Here is a 15,283-nt window from a genome sequence, read left to right as displayed (position 1 = left end):
CGCAGTGCCTTGAACAGAGATCAACGAGCTCAAGCAAAAACGATAGTGTAACAGTGATATCAATAGAATAAGAGGGACCTTCTAATAAAAGAAGCATCCCTCCAAAAAAGTCTTAGTTTCCTAAAAAGCTATCCTTAAAGAACTCCAATTGGAAATCAAGGGAAATCGGATCGTTAAAATAGAATTCTTTCGCATCCGCCTCAAAAACCTGTCCATTCTTCACAGCCGGGATATTCTTATACGTATCCGTTTCCTGGAAGGATGTATCTCCCTCGGAATTTTTACTAAAGACCACATAATCCCCAGCAAACTCAGGTAACACTTCAAAGGAAAGCATATGATACCCAGCTTCTAAGGCTTCTTCTTTTACTCTCTCAGGCATCTTCAGCTTCATTTCTTGATAAATTATTTCAGTGCCACGTCCCCAGTTGTCGCCGAAAACGTATAGCTCTTTATCAAAGTTTTCGATAACGGAGACAGTCGCATCCTCGCCGATTTTAGCGCGAATCTCTTCTCCGGCTTCTTGAGCGCGGGTCTTGAAGTCATCCACCCATTTTTGAGCTTCTTCTTCTTTGTTTAGTAGTTTTCCAATTTCAACATGCTGTGTAAGATAATCCACATTTCCATATGTGTACGCGACAGTAGGAGCAATATCCGCAAGCTTATCAAGATTGTTTGCATTGGAGGCAGCAATAATAAGGTCTGGGTCTAATTCAATAATCTTCTCTAGATCTTGATCCGTTACTTCCACTGCATCTTTCAAATACTCTTTGTAGCGTGGATTTGCCATTGCCCAAGAGTCAGTCCCAACAATATTCGTTCCAAGGGCCATGACATTTCCAGCAACGAAAGAATTTATGACAACGACTCTTTGAGGATTTGCTGGTACTTCAATTGGTCCTGTTTCGGCTTGATAGGTAATAGTCTCAGAGGAGGAAGCATTTCCTTCCTTTGAAGTATCATCATTGTTATTGCTTGCATTATTATTTGTGTTCCCGCAGGCACTAACGGCCAGCAATAGCAGGAATACGAAGGGAATCATTAATTTTTTCATCGTGGTTGTCTCCTTTAAGTAAGTTGTAGGTTAAGCACATAGGTTTATTTGTTCTAGGATCTCGGTCGATTTCGGCGTCGATTTGAAAGACTTGTCTTAATACATCCGGTGTAATTACTTCTTCGCAATTCCCCGACTTGATGATGTTCCCATCCTTTAAGGCGATTAAGTAATCGGCAAATCTGGCAGCCTGGTTCAAATCATGGAGGACCATGATAATGGTGCGTTCCTGTTCTCTATTTAGCTTTTGTAAAAGTTCCAGGACTTCCAATTGGTGGGCCATGTCCAGATAGGTGGTAGGTTCATCAAGGAAAATGATTTCTGTTTCCTGGGCAAGAGCCATGGCAATCCAGACGCGTTGGCGTTGCCCGCCGGATAGCGCGTCAACCGGACGGTATTTAAATTCGGTTGTTCCCGTTACCTCAAGTGCCCAGTCCATGACCTCATAATCCTTTTTGGTCAAACGTCCAAATCCTTTTTGATAGGGAAAACGGCCATAGGAGACAAGCTCCCCAACTGTTAATCCGCTTACACTTTCAGGGGTTTGGGGGAGAATGGCCATCTTTTTTGCAAGTGATTTAGTATTTTCTCTGGCAATCTCTTGTCCATCCAGTAGGATAGCGCCAGATTGGTGGGCGATAATTCTGGTGATAGCCTTTAAAAGGGTGGATTTTCCGCAGCCATTGGATCCAATGATGGTCGTAATCTGCTTATCCGGTATTTCGATCGATAAATTCTTTATTATCAAGCGTTCACCATAGCCAATGTTCAAATCCTTTGTATGTAGGCGAACCATTTATGTAACCCCCAATTTATAGTAAGTTTACACTAGTGATAATGATTATCAATGTCGTAACAATTATTACTATAAGACTATTAATAGGGGTTGTCAATGACTAATTGAGAAATAATATCAATAATGGAGACTGTTTCACTTATTCGAAAAGCACGGATTAGGAAAGCTACCCACGGAAAATTTTTGGTTGTTGCTCGAGGAGCCGGAAGTGAAGCAGAGGGAAGCTATTAGCAAGGTTGTATGGGATGGTTTACCCTTCAACTCGAGATTCCAACAGCTATGCAGGTTGGAAGAAGCATAAAAAGAGGAAAGGGCATGGTCCCTTTCCTACTATACTATTTACTATGCATCTTAAATTCTAAAAACAGCTCATTATAATAAGCTAAATTTCTTTTACCAAGATTCTCATATACCTCAAGCTTTTCTGTCAGCTCTGGTGGCGGATAGAAGCGCTCGTCACCTGTCAGTTCCTCATCAAGCAACGGCAATGCCGCTTTGTTTGGTGTAGAATAGCTCACATAATCGGTGTTTTCCGCTGCAACCTCCGCATCAAGGATAAAATTGATGAACTGGTGGGCAGCTTCCACATTCTTAGCCGTTTTCGGGATGACCATATTATCAAACCAAAGGTTAGACCCTTCGATCGGTACGACATATTCAAGGTCCTCGTTCTCCCACATCAATTCCGCAGCAACCCCGGACCAGACAAGTCCGATCGCAGCTTCCTCGTTCTCGATCAGCATCCTGCTCTCGTCCCCAACAATGGCTTTGATGTTGGGTGTGAGCGTATCGAGCTTTCTTTTTGCCTCAAGCAGGTGCTCTTTATTTGTATTGTTCAAGGAGTAGCCTAAACTGTTAAGGCCCATCCCCATTACTTCGCGGGCACCGTCGATCAGGAGGATCTCATTTCTTAGATCCTCATCCCAAAGGTCGTTCCAGCTTGTAATCTCTTTTCCTCCAAGCATGGAAGGGTTGTAGACAATCCCAACCGTCCCCCAGAAGTAAGGCACAGAGTATTTATTTTCCCGATCAAAGGGAAGATCCATGAACCGCTCATCGATGTTCCCAAGGTTTGGGAGCTTGGAATGATCCAGAGGGATAAGCAATTCCTCCTGTATCATTTTATCAATCATATATTCAGAGGGAACCGCGATATCATAGGTGGTTCCGCCTTGTTCTATTTTCGTTTTCATTGCTTCGTTAGAATCGAAAGTCTCGTAAATGACTTTCACACCGGTTTCCTCTTCAAACTGCCTGACTACATCCATATTGATATAGTCACCCCAGTTATAGATGGTCAGCGTGTTACCGCCGGAGTACCCCTGAGAGGAGTTCAACTCGGTGATCGTGTACCAAAGTACAGTTGACGCCACAACAACAGCAAGAAAGAATTGGACTAGCTTTTTCATCGTCTAACCCCCATTCTAGTTGGCTTATTGCGCACGGTCATGAAGTAATACACAATCACAAGCACGATGGTGAACAGGAACAGCAGGGTGGAAAGTGCATTGATGTTCAAGGCAATTCCACGACGCGCAAGAGAATAGATTTCAACTGAAAGCGTTGTGAATCCGTTCCCTGTTACAAAGAATGTGACGGCAAAATCGTCAAGGGAATAGGTCAGTGCCATAAAGAAGCCAGCAAATATTCCAGGTGTGATATATGGCAGGACGACCTTTCTCATCACATCCCAGCGGCTTGCTCCAAGATCATGTGCCGCATCAATCAAGGTTGGGCTCATTTCCAAGAGCTTTGGCAATACCATTAATACGACAATCGGTACACAAAAAGCAATATGGGAAAGAAGAACCGAATACATCCCAAGCTTGATCCCAGCCATGGTGAACAGAATTAGGAAGGAAGCACCGATAATAACATCAGGACTTACGATTAAAACATTATTCAAAGATAATAATGTACTCTTCGTTCTTCTATTTTTAAACGAATAGATAGCGATTGCGCCCATCACGCCGATAATGGTTGAAATCAACGCTGAAATCAGGGCGACGAGTAGTGTGTTCAGTACGATGATCAACAGTCGCGTATCAGCGAACAGCTCCCTATACCACTCCAATGTGAAGCTTTCAAAGTCATACATCGTTCCCCCGCTGTTAAACGAGTAAAACACGAGGAAGAAAATAGGTAGATAAAGAATCGCGAAAATCAAGACGAGAAATAACGCCGATAACGGAGATGTTTTTCTATTACCCATGTTAAATTCCTCGCTTTCTGCTGCTTGTCATTTTCATGAAAAGGAACATGATGATGATCAAAAATACTGCAATGGTCGAACCCATCCCCCAGTCTTGGGTGACAAGGAAATGCTGTTCAATTGCCGTTCCAAGCGTGATGACCCGGTTTCCGGCTATTAGTCTTGTAAGCATGAACAGGGAGAGAGCCGGAATGAAGACAATCTGACATCCGACCTTCACCCCATCCATCGTTAGTGGTAAGGTAACCCTCCAAAATGTCGTAAAACGGGAGGCACCAAGGTCATTTGCCGCATCGATCAATGTCGGATTCAACTCATTCAATGCGTTGAAAATTGGTAAGATCATAAACGGAATAAAAATATAGACCGAAACGAACACAAAACTAAAGTCTGTGAACAATATTTGTGTGGAACCGATTCCGATTACTTCTAACAAGCTGTTTGCCATCCCATAAGTACCGAAGATACCTAGGAAGGCATAAGCTTTCAGGAGCAAATTGATCCAGGAAGGAACAATAAGCAACAAAAGCCATAAGTACTTATGACGCGTCCGTGTTAACAATAATGCTGTCGGATAAGCAACCAACAGGGTAATGGCCGTGATCAGAAACGCATACCAAAACGAACTCAACGTCATTTTTAAATAAACAGGCGTGAAGAATTTTTGATAGTTTTCTAGTGATAGATTGCCCTCTATATTAAAAAAAGAATAATAGAGAACAAGTATGATCGGCGCTATGACAAACAGTGCAATCCAAAGCGCATAAGGGATGAAATACAGGTTTTTCGTCAGTCTATTTCCCATGGTTCTCTCCGCTTGCAAGGGAATAGCCTTCTAGTCGTCTATCAAAATCTTCTTCCGATTCCCCAAGGCGCATAACATGGATAGCCTCGGGATCAAAGAATAAGCCGATCTGATCCCCGACTGTAGCTTTCTTGGTAGAGTGAACAAGCCACTCGTTGCCTTCTTGGTCATAGCTGCTTATCTCATAATGAACGCCCCTGAACAGTTGGGAGTCCACCCGTACCTGCAGCTTGCCTTCTGCTGGCGTGGTGATGGCCAAATCCTCAGGCCGGATGACAATGTCCACCTTTTCGTCGTTTTTCAGCCCCTTGTCCACACATTCAAACTTCTTGCCGGCAAACTCCACAAGGAAATCCTTGATCATCCGACCTTTAACAATATTGGATTCTCCAATAAAGTCGGCGACAAAGCGGTTGATCGGCTCGTCATAAATATCTGTCGGCGTCCCACTTTGAATGATTCTCCCTTCATTCAAAACGAAGATCTCATCTGACATTGCAAGTGCTTCTTCCTGGTCATGGGTGACAAAAACGAAGGTAATGCCCAGGCGTTGCTGAAGCTCCCTTAATTCGTACTGCATTTCTGTACGGAGTTTTAGGTCTAGGGCGGATAGTGGTTCATCCAGTAGGATTACTTCTGGCTCATTTACGATGGCACGAGCAATCGCTACACGCTGGCGCTGACCACCGGACATTTCCCGGATTTCACGAGATTCGAAGCCTTCGAGATTTACAAAGTTTAGCGCTTCGGTCACCTTTTTTTCAATATCAGCCTTTTTCATCTTTTTAATCTTCAGTCCGAATGCTACATTTTCAAACACATTCAGGTGAGGGAAAAGAGCGTAGTCCTGAAAGACGGTATTTACCTGACGTTTGTTGGCCGGTACATCGTTCATCTTATTGCCGTTAAAATAAATGTCCCCAGCAGACGCTTCCGTAAATCCGGCAATTAGACGAAGAATCGTAGTCTTTCCGCAACCGGAAGGACCAAGCAGGGTATAGAACTTTCCCCGTTCAATTTCAAAGCTGACATCATTAAGCACAGCAGGATCGTTATCGAACTGCTTGCGAACATCTTTAAACTGAATAATTGCGGTAGTCATAGCAACCTCCCTATATATATGCTTCTATTTATTAATTGCTGTAATGTGGCATCTAGCTGGTGGTTGGAGCGAAAGGTATAACCCGACGCGTGAACCAACAAAGGTGATTAACAGAACCCCATATGTATCTTCAAGTATATTAATTCGTGATTCGGAACAATTATACAGGAATGGTTTCAAAATACAATATGAAAAAACGCCCGTCCCCCAACGGATTAATGGATGGGGACAGGCGTTTTGTTTACCATTCTTTTGGTTCATAATTCAATTCTGCAAACAGCTGCCGTTTTTCTTTCTTACTAAGGTCGCGCCATTGACCCATCGGCAAGTTACCAAGCTCGATATTCATGATCCGGGTCCGCTGAAGGCGAAGCACCTCATAGCCGAGCTCTGCGCACATGCGACGGATCTGACGGTTCAACCCTTGCGTCAGGATGATTTTAAAATCAAACTTCGACAGCTGCTCCACTTCGCATGGGAGGGTTTTGGTTCCCAGTATTTTGACACCTTCGGACATCTGCTTCACAAAGTCCGGGGTGATCGGTTTATCGACAGACACAATATATTCTTTCTCGTGCTTGTGTTCTGGCCGCAAAATCTCATTGATGATATCTCCGTCATTGGTCAGTAGGATCAGACCTTCCGATTCTTTGTCCAAGCGTCCGATATGGGAAAGGCGTAGAGGATGGTTCACAAGGTCGATGATATTACCCTTCACATGCTTTTCGGTCGTGGAGGTGATGCCTATTGGCTTGTTCAAGGCGATGTAGACATTATCCCTGGCAATCCGAATGAGTTGTCCATTGACCAATACCTCGTCACCGGGGTTAACTTGTCCACCGATCTTTGCGACCTTACCGTTGATTTTAACTCTACCTTCCTCAATCAGTTTATCGGCTCCGCGCCTTGAGGCAACACCAGAGTCACTAATAAATTTATTTATCCTCATACTAATACACGTCCTTATATGAAAAAATGAACCCCTCTTATATAGGAAGAGGAGAGGAATATTTCTATATATGTACCTTATCATACAATAAACAAAGGACCGCATACAAATGGTGCGGGAACTAGTCGGAGCGTGGAGGTTTTAAGGTGTTGCTTTAGTGCTTTAAAGGGGAGCGGGTCAGACCCCTTTTATGTAATTTCTACCAATGTAAATACTAGAAACCCAGTATTTATCTACAAGTTTTCGACAATTATTTTAACTAGGTAATTTTATTCATGAAAATATGTTCATCTTTGAAAAACATATATTGAAATATTAGAAGTTTACGAATATAGTAATGATAGTAAGGGTTTTCAATTTACTATAAATTTATAATTTTGGGGGAGTTAAGGCATGAAAAAGGGTTTAATTGCAACGATCGTCACTGTTTTAACAACGATGATCTTTCTAGTAGGTTGCGGAACAGACAATAAAGGCGGTTCTGAATCTGCATCAGGCACTAACAGCGGATCTGGCATGTTAGTCGGAATGGTAACGGATGCTGGTACGATTGATGACAAATCTTTTAACGAAGGTACTTGGAACGGAATCATTCAAGCGAAAGAAGAGTTCGGCATTAAAGAAAAATACTTAAAGCCTGCAGGTACAACAGAAGCAAATTACATGCAAGAGATTACAAACCTGTATGATGCAGACTTCAAATTTATCGTAACTCCAGGTTTCAAATTTGAAACAGCTGTATTCCAAGCACAAAGCCAATTTGAAGATGCTAAATTCGTTCTAATCGATGGAGCTCCACACAACGGGGACTTCAATCCTGTAGTAGGCGAAAACACAGTTTCCATTTTCTTTGCTGAGCACGAAGCTGGTTTCTTGGCTGGTGTTGCAACAGCTCTTGAATTAAAAGAGGGCGAAGCTGGATTCATCGGTGGTATGGAAATTCCTCCAGTTCAAAAGTTCAACTGGGGCTTCCAACAAGGTATCGCGTATGCAAATGAAAACCTAGATACAAATGTAAGCATTAAAGAAGAAAACGTAGTATACCAAGGTACGTTTGATGCAGTTGCTGCAGGTCAGCAAATTGCTGCAGCAATGTTCGACCGTGGAGTAAATGTAATTTTCGCAGCAGCGGGTGGAGTTGGAGTTGGGGCAATCAACGAAGCGAAAACTCGTGTTGAAGGCGGAGACGATGTATGGATGGTCGGAGTAGACGTTGACCAATACGAAGAAGGAAAGATGGACAATGGCGATTCAGTTATCTTAACTTCTGCAATGAAAAAAATCGACACAGCAGCAGCTGATATGATCAAAGCAGAAATCGATGGAAAGTTCCCAGGTGGAGAAACTCTTACGTTCGATGCGAAAAACGACGGTGTTGGTCTTCCTGAAGAAAATCCAAACCTAAGTGAAGAAACAACTTCTAAAGTGAATGAGATCTTTGAACTGATTAAATCTGGTGAAGTGGAAGTTTCTTCTGAGCAAGGCGATCTGATCAAATAATAATAATGCCTGGCATATGAATACAGAAAGAGGCGGGGGGTCCCGCCTTTTTTAATGCCTATGTAAGAGGTTAGTTGTCTGTCCTCTTGGGATAAAAAAACTGTTTTGGTAAAGATTGATGCTGACATCACCTGTTAGTGTATTGAAGCGAAAGCCACTTGACTCCTGCGGGAGAAAGAGGGAAACGGGAGACCCCGCAGGCGAAGCCGAGGAGGCTCTCGGCCCTCCCCGAGGAAAGCAAGTGGCTGTAGCGGAAAGAAACGGGAAAACGCAAAAACAATTACCTTCGCCAAAACAGCCAAAAACAAAAAAGGGAGAATCGCTCTATGGACTATGTAGTGGAGATGCTCAATATCCGGAAAGAGTTTACTGGAATAGTTGCCAATGATGATATTACACTTCGTCTGAAGCAGGGGGAAATTCACGCCCTCCTTGGGGAAAATGGTGCCGGAAAATCAACGCTGATGGCGATATTATTCGGAATGTACCAACCGGATAGAGGATCGATAAAAATTAATGGCAAGGAAACGAAAATTGCCAATCCTAACGTCGCGACTAAACTTGGAATCGGAATGGTTCACCAACACTTCAAACTGGTCAGTAACTTTACGGTAACAGAAAATATTATGCTAGGTTCTGAGTTGCATAATTTGTATGTGCTCGACAAAAAGACTGCCAGCAAAAGGATTGAGGAACTGTCCAAAAAGTATGGACTGAACGTAGATCCGCATGCCAAAATTGAAGACATTTCCGTTGGGATGCAACAGCGAGTGGAAATTTTGAAGATGCTGTATCGTCAAGCAGACGTGTTGATTTTGGACGAACCTACTGCGGTTCTTACTCCTCAGGAGATCATAGAACTTGGGAAGATCCTGAAAAACCTGATTGCAGAAGGCAAATCGATTATCATCATCACCCATAAGCTGAAAGAAATCAAAGCGATGGCAGATCGTTGTACCGTTATCAGAAGAGGAAAGACAATTGGCACTGTTAATGTAGCTGAAACAAGTAAAGAACAAATGGCTGAAATGATGGTAGGACGCGAAGTAAACTTCAAAGTCAGCAAAAAAGAAGCAACACCAGGTGAAGTCGTCCTAAAAATGGATAATGTGTCTGTGAAAAAGGGCAAGGATGTAATCGCTTTGAAGAACATGTCCTTGGAACTGAAAAAAGGTGAAATCCTTGGAATTGCTGGAGTGGACGGAAACGGTCAGTCTGAAATTGTGGAAAGCATTACAGGTTTGAAGCAAGCAGACTCCGGATCGATTCTTTTTGAAGGAAAAGATATAACAAAAATGCCTGTTCGCTCAAGAATCGCCAGCGGAATCGCTCATATTCCAGAAGATCGCCATAAGCATGGACTAGTCCTTGATTACACGATTGAAGAAAATATGGTGCTAGAGCTATATCACAAAGAACCATATTCCAAACGTGGCGTTCTAAATTTTTCCGCCATTAAAAAGCATGCAGATTCCATTATCAAGAGCTTTGATGTTCGTTCTGGAGAAGGTGGGAAATCGATTGCCCGTTCTCTATCAGGCGGAAATCAGCAAAAGGCGGTTATTGGCCGGGAGATCGAGCTTGATCCAACGCTCTTGATTGCTGTTCAGCCAACTCGCGGTTTGGATGTTGGTTCGATCGAGTACATTCATAAAAGACTTGTGGAACAAAGGGATAAAGGAAAAGCTGTTCTACTTGTATCCTTGGAATTGGATGAAGTAATAAATGTTTCAAATCGCATTGCCGTTGTGAATAATGGCCAATTAGTCGGAATCGTGAATGCAAAAGAAACAAACGAAAACGAACTAGGTCTAATGATGGCTGGCGTGATGAAGGGGGAAGAGGAATGAGAAATGGCATAATCTCGTTACTTGCTGTCCTTTTCGGTCTGATTGCAGGTGCGATATTGATGGCAGTCACAGGAAACAATCCTGTGGAAGGATATAAATACTTATTCGAAGGCGGCTTGAAAAACCTGTCTAGAATAGGGAATACGCTGGCAACAGCTACACCACTGATTTTTACAGGTTTATCCGTAGCCTTTGCATTCCGTACCGGCTTGTTTAATATCGGAGCGGCCGGACAAATGCTTTTTGGAGGCTTTTGTGCGGTGGCAGTAGGTTTGACATTCGATCTTTCCAGACCTCTATTGCTGGTTTGCATGGTGTTGGCTGGATTTATCGGAGGAGCTCTTTGGGCATTCGTTCCTGGCCTTTTAAAGGCTAAATTCAATGTTCACGAAGTAGTTTCCACCATCATGATGAACTGGATTGCATACTGGACGGTTTATTATGCGGTACCTGCGTACTTTAAAGGTGAGTTCTTGGAAACGGAATCTAAAAAGCTTCCGGAATCTGCATCTTTACGCACACCGATTTTAACGGACATGTTTGATGGCTCTTACATTAACTTAGGGTTATTCATTGCGGCCATCACCGTCATTATTTTCTCTTTTATCATTAATAAAACTACACTTGGATATGAGTTGAAAGCAGTAGGTTTTAACCGTGATTCAGCGGAATATGCAGGAATTGCGGTAAACAGAAGCATTGTTACATCCATGGTCATTGCAGGTGGACTTGCAGGTCTTGGTGGGGTGGCATTTTATGCTGGAAATGCGACAAGCATTCAGATCGGTATTTTGCCAACGCAAGGATTCGATGGAATTGCTGTAGCGCTTCTTGGAGCAAACACGGGAATCGGAGTTTTATTGGCGGCAATCTTCTTCGGTCTCCTTTATTCCGGCCGTGGATTCATGAATGCCATGACAGACATTCCACCTGAAATTGCGGATTCTATCATTGCAATCATTATCTATTTTGCTGCGACAAGCATCCTGATAGACAGAATGATCCGTTACTTCATCAATAAAAAGAAGAATAAAAAACAACCAGCGATCGTTCGTAACACGACCGAGACTGAAAAGAAGGAGGAGGTATAAGGTATGTGGACAACGATTCAGCAAATAGCTCCGTATGCAATTATCTTCACTATCCCTCTTTTGATCACAGCGCTGGGAGCTTTATTCAGTGAACGAAGTGGTGTCGTTAACATCGGTTTGGAAGGTTTAATGGTCATCGGTGCTTTCACAGGTGCCCTTGTCATCCTGAAGATGCAGGCGATGATGCCCGGTCAGCAAAAAGCGATCTGGATCGGTCTTGCCTTGGCAACCTTGATGGGATTATTGTTCTCCCTCCTTCATGCCTTTGCAAGTATCAATCTTCATGCCAATCAGATTATCAGTGGTACAGCCATCAATATGATTGCTGCTGCCATCACGGTCTTCTTGGCACGTAATATCACAGGAAGCGGAAACATCCAAATCAGTACATTGAAACCATTTAACATCCCGTTTCTATCTGATCTCCCTGTGATTGGAAGTTTATTTTTCACAAGAACGTATGCCACTACTTGGTTGGTTCTAGCCATTCTGCTTTTTAGTGCGTTCTTACTTTACAAAACGCCATTCGGCTTGCGCTTGCGTTCTTGCGGGGAGCATCCGCATGCTGCAGAAGCTGCCGGAATCAGCGTATACAAAATGCGTTATATCGGTGTTATGATTTCCGGTGCTTTCTCTGGACTTGGTGGAGCGGTATTTATCGTAACAACAGGCGGGGAATTCAACGGTACGGTTGCCGGCCTTGGTTTCTTGGCACTTGCATCCTTGATCTTCGGACAGTGGAAACCACTTGGAATCCTGGCGGCAACGCTATTCTTCGGCTTTGCGACTACGGTTGCGAACGTATCACAGGTAGTCCCTTCATTGGCTGTCATTCCGCCAGTATTCTTGAAGGTATTCCCGTATGTCGTCACATTGATCGCATTGATCATTTTCTCGAAATCCTCTCAGGCACCAAAAGCAGTTGGTGAACCGTTTGATTCTGGGAAACGATAAGTTAGAAGTATGGGCACGCTCTCTATTTTGGAGGGCGTGTTTTTTTTGTGTGAAGAATGGCGCGCTGGCAGGGAGTCAGGGATAAAGAGGTGTTTGTGTATGTCGAACCTTGATGCCATTTGTCGATTGGCATGTATTGAAGTGAGCTTGGACAGTAAATGGGGGAGTTTGGTTTGTGTTTTAAAAATTCGGACAATATTCCCCTCCATACGGACAGTAGGTTGCGGGTGATGGCAAATTTGGAGAGATTTCAAACGTCAGGGAAGCACTTTCTGATCAAAAATTCACTATAAAGCTTTTAATTTTAACTATTTCTACTCTAATAGATGACCAAAACGCCTCTACTTTAGCAACCCTTATACGAAAAAAACATAATACCAAACAAGCGCTTACATATCTGACTATTAAGAATAAAATATATTGACAGAATTTTTGCTAGGTTTATAATAAAGTTAACATATGTTCATTAGTAGATTTACAAAAGTTTATTAAAGCGCTTACTACCAAAGAAAGAACCTAATTTTCTACATAAATCACCATGTTTCTAAGCGCTTTCGTACTCTTTCCATGAACATAATTTGAAAATCGGGTGAAACGAACATGCAGAATGAAAAAATAGCCCGTTTAGTAGAAGTGGCTAAAATGTATTATTTATTCAATTACAGCCAACAGGAAATCGCCAAAAAGCTTGGCGTATCTCGTCCTACCGTATCACGACTGCTTGACCAGGCAAAACAGGATGGCGTTGTACATATCAAAATTTGTGATCCGACAGAAGATATAAATGGACTGGCAGCAAGGCTCCAAGAAACCTTCGGACTGAAAGATTGCATTGTCACATCCGTTCCGGCATACGAAGATAACCATATCAAAGGCAGAATCGGGGAGGCGGCGGCCGAATACTTGTATGGCATTGTGAAAAATGGCGATACGATCGGTATTACCTGGGGGACAACCCTTTATCAATTGTCCCAGCAGCTTAACCCTAAAAGTGTTCATGATGTGGAAATTGTGCAATTGAATGGCGGTGTGAGTTACTCGGAACTTAACACCCACGCTTCTGATATTATCAATGGTCTCGCAACGGCGTTCCATACCACACCGCACTTCCTACCTGTCCCGGCAGTGGTGGATCACCCTGTCGTAAAGCAGGCGATCGTCGCAGACAGACACATAAACAAGGTGCTGGAACTCGGACGAAAAGCCAACATCGCCATCTACACTGTAGGAGAGGCCGGGGAGCAGTCGACGCTTATGCGGGCGGGTTACTTTTTAGACACTGATGTGGAAACGTTGAAGAAGAATGCAACGGTGGCGGATATCTGCTCGCGCTTCATCGACATCAATGGACATATCAGCAATCAATCTCTGAATGACCGCACCATTGGCATCGAACTTTCCCACTTGGCGGAAAAAGAATACAGCATCCTTGTGGCAGGTGGTAACAAGAAAGTGGAAGGCATCTTAGGGGCACTTAATGGTAATTATGCCAATGTCCTGATCACCGATCAATATACAGCAAAAGCTTTGTTGGAAATGGGGGAGAGGAACAATGGATCGAGCGACCATTAAGGCGCTGGTGCAAGAGGTAGTTCAGAACACCATGCAAACTTCTATGAAACAGGTGCCGATTGCCGTATCCAACCGGCATATCCATCTGTCTCCCGAACATGTGGAACGCCTCTTCGGGAGGGGCTACGAGCTGAAAAAGCTGAAGGACCTCTCGCAACCCAACCAGTTTGCTGCAAAAGAAACGGTAACACTGATAGGTCCAAAAGGCAGAATTCCAAATGTGCGGGTTCTCGGACCGGCAAGAGGGAAAACCCAAGTGGAAATCTCCTTGTTTGATGGTTACACCTTAGGGGTGACTCCGCCGATCCGCCAATCAGGAGATCTAGCAGGCTCGGAATCCATCACGATCATGGGACCAAGAGGACAAATAAAAGTGGAAGAGTGCTTGATTTGCGCCTCCCGTCATATCCATATGCACCCGGATGATGGAGAGAGATTTGGGGTGAAGGACGGAGACATGGTGGATATAAAAGTTGATGGTCCACGCGGTCTTACCTACTCCAATGTTCTGATCCGAGTCTCACCTAAATATAAGTTGGAGATGCACATCGATCTAGATGAGGCCAATGCAGCCAACATTAAAAATGGTCAGCTTGGTAAAATTACCGCAATACAGTGTTCTCCAGAAAAGGAGGGAGGTTGTGGCTGTGGATGTAAAGGAAACGGTTAGAGAGCTTGTCAAAAGGGCTGTCGAAGCGTACATGTCCGAACAAGCCGAAACCACCATTACCAAAAGTGTTAAAAATAAGCCATCCATAACCGTCCTATTAAGCTACCAATCTACTGATCCAAACAGTATTTTGAAAGCGGTTACGGAAATAAAGTCATCATTTCAGGTGAGGATAGTAGCTTCAAAGGAATGGAAGGAGCTACTTGAAGGAGAAGAAGGTGTACTGCCGTTGGATAGTGCAGGTTACCAGGAGTTGCAGGCACTCTGGACATCGACGGACCTTCTGATTCTTCCGGTAGCCTCCTTCCAATTAGTATCAAAGCTTGCCATGATGCTGGATGACGACCGGACCACACAGACAGCCATCCAGTTCCAGCTATTAGGAAAACCGATCGTCATCGTCAACAATGAAGTGGAGCTTGGAGTGTATCAACAAATTCTGGCACCTTATTCTGTTCAAGAAAAACTGCAAAGTTACATGCGCACCACCCAAAAGGATCAAGTGAAATGGGTACCGTTGAATCAACTTGTACGCACTGCAATAGAACAACACAACCTATATCAGGAAAAGCAACCACTTGTCCTTGCAAAGCACATTGAGCGTGCATCCACGAGTAAGGTAAAAGCCTTATCGGTTCCAAAGAATAGCAAAATCACACCCATTGCCAAAGACATGGCAAGAGAGCTGAAGATCCAGATTCAAAAAGAAACATAAGTCTGAAGAGAAC

Annotated in this window: 14 protein-coding genes and 1 pseudogene; 8 read left to right on the top strand and 7 right to left on the bottom strand. The window is 43.5% G+C overall.

All coding sequences use genetic code 11. The annotated features are described in order from the left end of the window. Positions 1-112 precede the first annotated feature (112 nt). Both MKY77_RS24545 and MKY77_RS24540 read right to left on the bottom strand, forming a co-directional pair. Complete coding sequence (locus MKY77_RS24545; protein ID WP_339148192.1) at positions 113-1,054, bottom strand: iron-hydroxamate ABC transporter substrate-binding protein; 942 nt, start codon at positions 1,052-1,054, stop codon at positions 113-115. Further along, a complete protein-coding gene (locus MKY77_RS24540; RefSeq protein WP_339148191.1) occupies positions 1,005-1,850 on the bottom strand; it encodes an ABC transporter ATP-binding protein in 846 nt (281 codons plus the stop codon). Before MKY77_RS24540 ends, MKY77_RS24545 begins: the two co-directional genes overlap by 50 nt. A gap of 139 nt (positions 1,851-1,989) precedes the next feature. Here MKY77_RS24540 and MKY77_RS24535 point away from each other — a divergent pair. Then, positions 1,990-2,151, top strand: a pseudogene (locus tag MKY77_RS24535) (glycosyltransferase family 2 protein); the annotation flags it as partial. Between the two features lie 34 nt (positions 2,152-2,185). Here MKY77_RS24535 and MKY77_RS24530 read toward each other — a convergent pair. The 5 genes from MKY77_RS24530 to MKY77_RS24510 form a co-directional block, all read right to left on the bottom strand. Then, on the bottom strand, positions 2,186-3,259 hold the full coding sequence (locus MKY77_RS24530) for an ABC transporter substrate-binding protein (protein ID WP_339148190.1): 1,074 nt from the start codon (positions 3,257-3,259) through the stop codon (positions 2,186-2,188). Continuing rightward, entirely contained in the window at positions 3,256-4,062 is an 807-nt protein-coding gene (locus tag MKY77_RS24525) for an ABC transporter permease (RefSeq protein ID WP_339148189.1), read from the bottom strand. The genes MKY77_RS24530 and MKY77_RS24525 overlap by 4 nt, the downstream gene beginning before the upstream one ends. Position 4,063: 1 nt before the next feature. Continuing rightward, positions 4,064-4,867, bottom strand: a complete 804-nt coding sequence (locus MKY77_RS24520; protein WP_339148188.1) for an ABC transporter permease — start codon at positions 4,865-4,867, stop codon at positions 4,064-4,066. After that, complete coding sequence (locus MKY77_RS24515; protein WP_339148187.1) at positions 4,857-5,969, bottom strand: ABC transporter ATP-binding protein; 1,113 nt, start codon at positions 5,967-5,969, stop codon at positions 4,857-4,859. The genes MKY77_RS24520 and MKY77_RS24515 overlap by 11 nt, the downstream gene beginning before the upstream one ends. Positions 5,970-6,210: 241 nt before the next feature. Further along, positions 6,211-6,918 carry a pseudouridine synthase gene (locus MKY77_RS24510; RefSeq protein ID WP_339148186.1) on the bottom strand — a complete coding sequence of 236 codons (708 nt, stop codon included), beginning with the start codon at positions 6,916-6,918 and terminating at the stop codon, positions 6,211-6,213. Positions 6,919-7,311: 393 nt separating this feature from the next. Here MKY77_RS24510 and MKY77_RS24505 point away from each other — a divergent pair, with 393 nt between their 5' ends. The 7 genes from MKY77_RS24505 (at position 7,312) to MKY77_RS24475 (ending at position 15,270) form a co-directional block, all read left to right on the top strand. After that, entirely contained in the window at positions 7,312-8,418 is a 1,107-nt protein-coding gene (locus tag MKY77_RS24505) for a BMP family ABC transporter substrate-binding protein (RefSeq protein ID WP_339148185.1), read from the top strand. A 326-nt stretch (positions 8,419-8,744) separates the two neighbouring features. Next, a complete protein-coding gene (locus MKY77_RS24500; protein ID WP_342515555.1) occupies positions 8,745-10,268 on the top strand; it encodes an ABC transporter ATP-binding protein in 1,524 nt (507 codons plus the stop codon). After that, a complete protein-coding gene (locus tag MKY77_RS24495; protein WP_339148183.1) occupies positions 10,265-11,359 on the top strand; it encodes an ABC transporter permease in 1,095 nt (364 codons plus the stop codon). The genes MKY77_RS24500 and MKY77_RS24495 overlap by 4 nt, the downstream gene beginning before the upstream one ends. Before the next feature lie 3 nt (positions 11,360-11,362). Further along, positions 11,363-12,313, top strand: coding sequence for an ABC transporter permease (locus MKY77_RS24490; protein ID WP_063559147.1), 951 nt, complete (start codon positions 11,363-11,365; stop codon positions 12,311-12,313). Positions 12,314-12,913: 600 nt separating this feature from the next. Continuing rightward, positions 12,914-13,885, top strand: coding sequence for a sugar-binding transcriptional regulator (locus tag MKY77_RS24485; RefSeq protein ID WP_339148182.1), 972 nt, complete (start codon positions 12,914-12,916; stop codon positions 13,883-13,885). Then, positions 13,866-14,555 carry a phosphate propanoyltransferase gene (locus tag MKY77_RS24480; RefSeq protein WP_339148181.1) on the top strand — a complete coding sequence of 230 codons (690 nt, stop codon included), beginning with the start codon at positions 13,866-13,868 and terminating at the stop codon, positions 14,553-14,555. The genes MKY77_RS24485 and MKY77_RS24480 overlap by 20 nt, the downstream gene beginning before the upstream one ends. Continuing rightward, positions 14,527-15,270 (top strand): hypothetical protein, encoded by a 744-nt coding sequence (locus MKY77_RS24475; RefSeq protein ID WP_339148180.1) that lies wholly within the window; start codon positions 14,527-14,529, stop codon positions 15,268-15,270. The genes MKY77_RS24480 and MKY77_RS24475 overlap by 29 nt, the downstream gene beginning before the upstream one ends. The last annotated feature ends 13 nt before the right edge of the window (positions 15,271-15,283 follow it).

Source organism: Sutcliffiella sp. FSL R7-0096 (genome assembly GCF_038595065.1).
Lineage (GTDB): Bacteria > Bacillota > Bacilli > Bacillales > Bacillaceae_I > Sutcliffiella_A.
The sequence above is the reverse complement of the archived record's forward strand: the minus strand, read 5'-3'. Positions and strand labels throughout refer to the sequence as shown.

Excerpts from the sequence above, each read along its gene's own strand:
- MKY77_RS24545 (WP_339148192.1), bottom strand. The coding sequence starts at position 1,054 with ATGAAAAAATTAATGATTCCCTTCGTATTCCTGCTATTGCTGGCCGTT.
- MKY77_RS24505 (WP_339148185.1), top strand. The coding sequence starts at position 7,312 with ATGAAAAAGGGTTTAATTGCAACGATCGTCACTGTTTTAACAACGATG.
- MKY77_RS24540 (WP_339148191.1), bottom strand. The coding sequence starts at position 1,850 with ATGGTTCGCCTACATACAAAGGATTTGAACATTGGCTATGGTGAACGC.
- MKY77_RS24485 (WP_339148182.1), top strand. The coding sequence starts at position 12,914 with ATGCAGAATGAAAAAATAGCCCGTTTAGTAGAAGTGGCTAAAATGTAT.
- MKY77_RS24490 (WP_063559147.1), top strand. The coding sequence starts at position 11,363 with ATGTGGACAACGATTCAGCAAATAGCTCCGTATGCAATTATCTTCACT.
- MKY77_RS24525 (WP_339148189.1), bottom strand. The coding sequence starts at position 4,062 with ATGGGTAATAGAAAAACATCTCCGTTATCGGCGTTATTTCTCGTCTTG.
- MKY77_RS24515 (WP_339148187.1), bottom strand. The coding sequence starts at position 5,969 with ATGACTACCGCAATTATTCAGTTTAAAGATGTTCGCAAGCAGTTCGAT.
- MKY77_RS24480 (WP_339148181.1), top strand. The coding sequence starts at position 13,866 with ATGGATCGAGCGACCATTAAGGCGCTGGTGCAAGAGGTAGTTCAGAAC.
- MKY77_RS24520 (WP_339148188.1), bottom strand. The coding sequence starts at position 4,867 with ATGGGAAATAGACTGACGAAAAACCTGTATTTCATCCCTTATGCGCTT.
- MKY77_RS24530 (WP_339148190.1), bottom strand. The coding sequence starts at position 3,259 with ATGAAAAAGCTAGTCCAATTCTTTCTTGCTGTTGTTGTGGCGTCAACT.
- MKY77_RS24495 (WP_339148183.1), top strand. The coding sequence starts at position 10,265 with ATGAGAAATGGCATAATCTCGTTACTTGCTGTCCTTTTCGGTCTGATT.
- MKY77_RS24500 (WP_342515555.1), top strand. The coding sequence starts at position 8,745 with ATGGACTATGTAGTGGAGATGCTCAATATCCGGAAAGAGTTTACTGGA.
- MKY77_RS24510 (WP_339148186.1), bottom strand. The coding sequence starts at position 6,918 with ATGAGGATAAATAAATTTATTAGTGACTCTGGTGTTGCCTCAAGGCGC.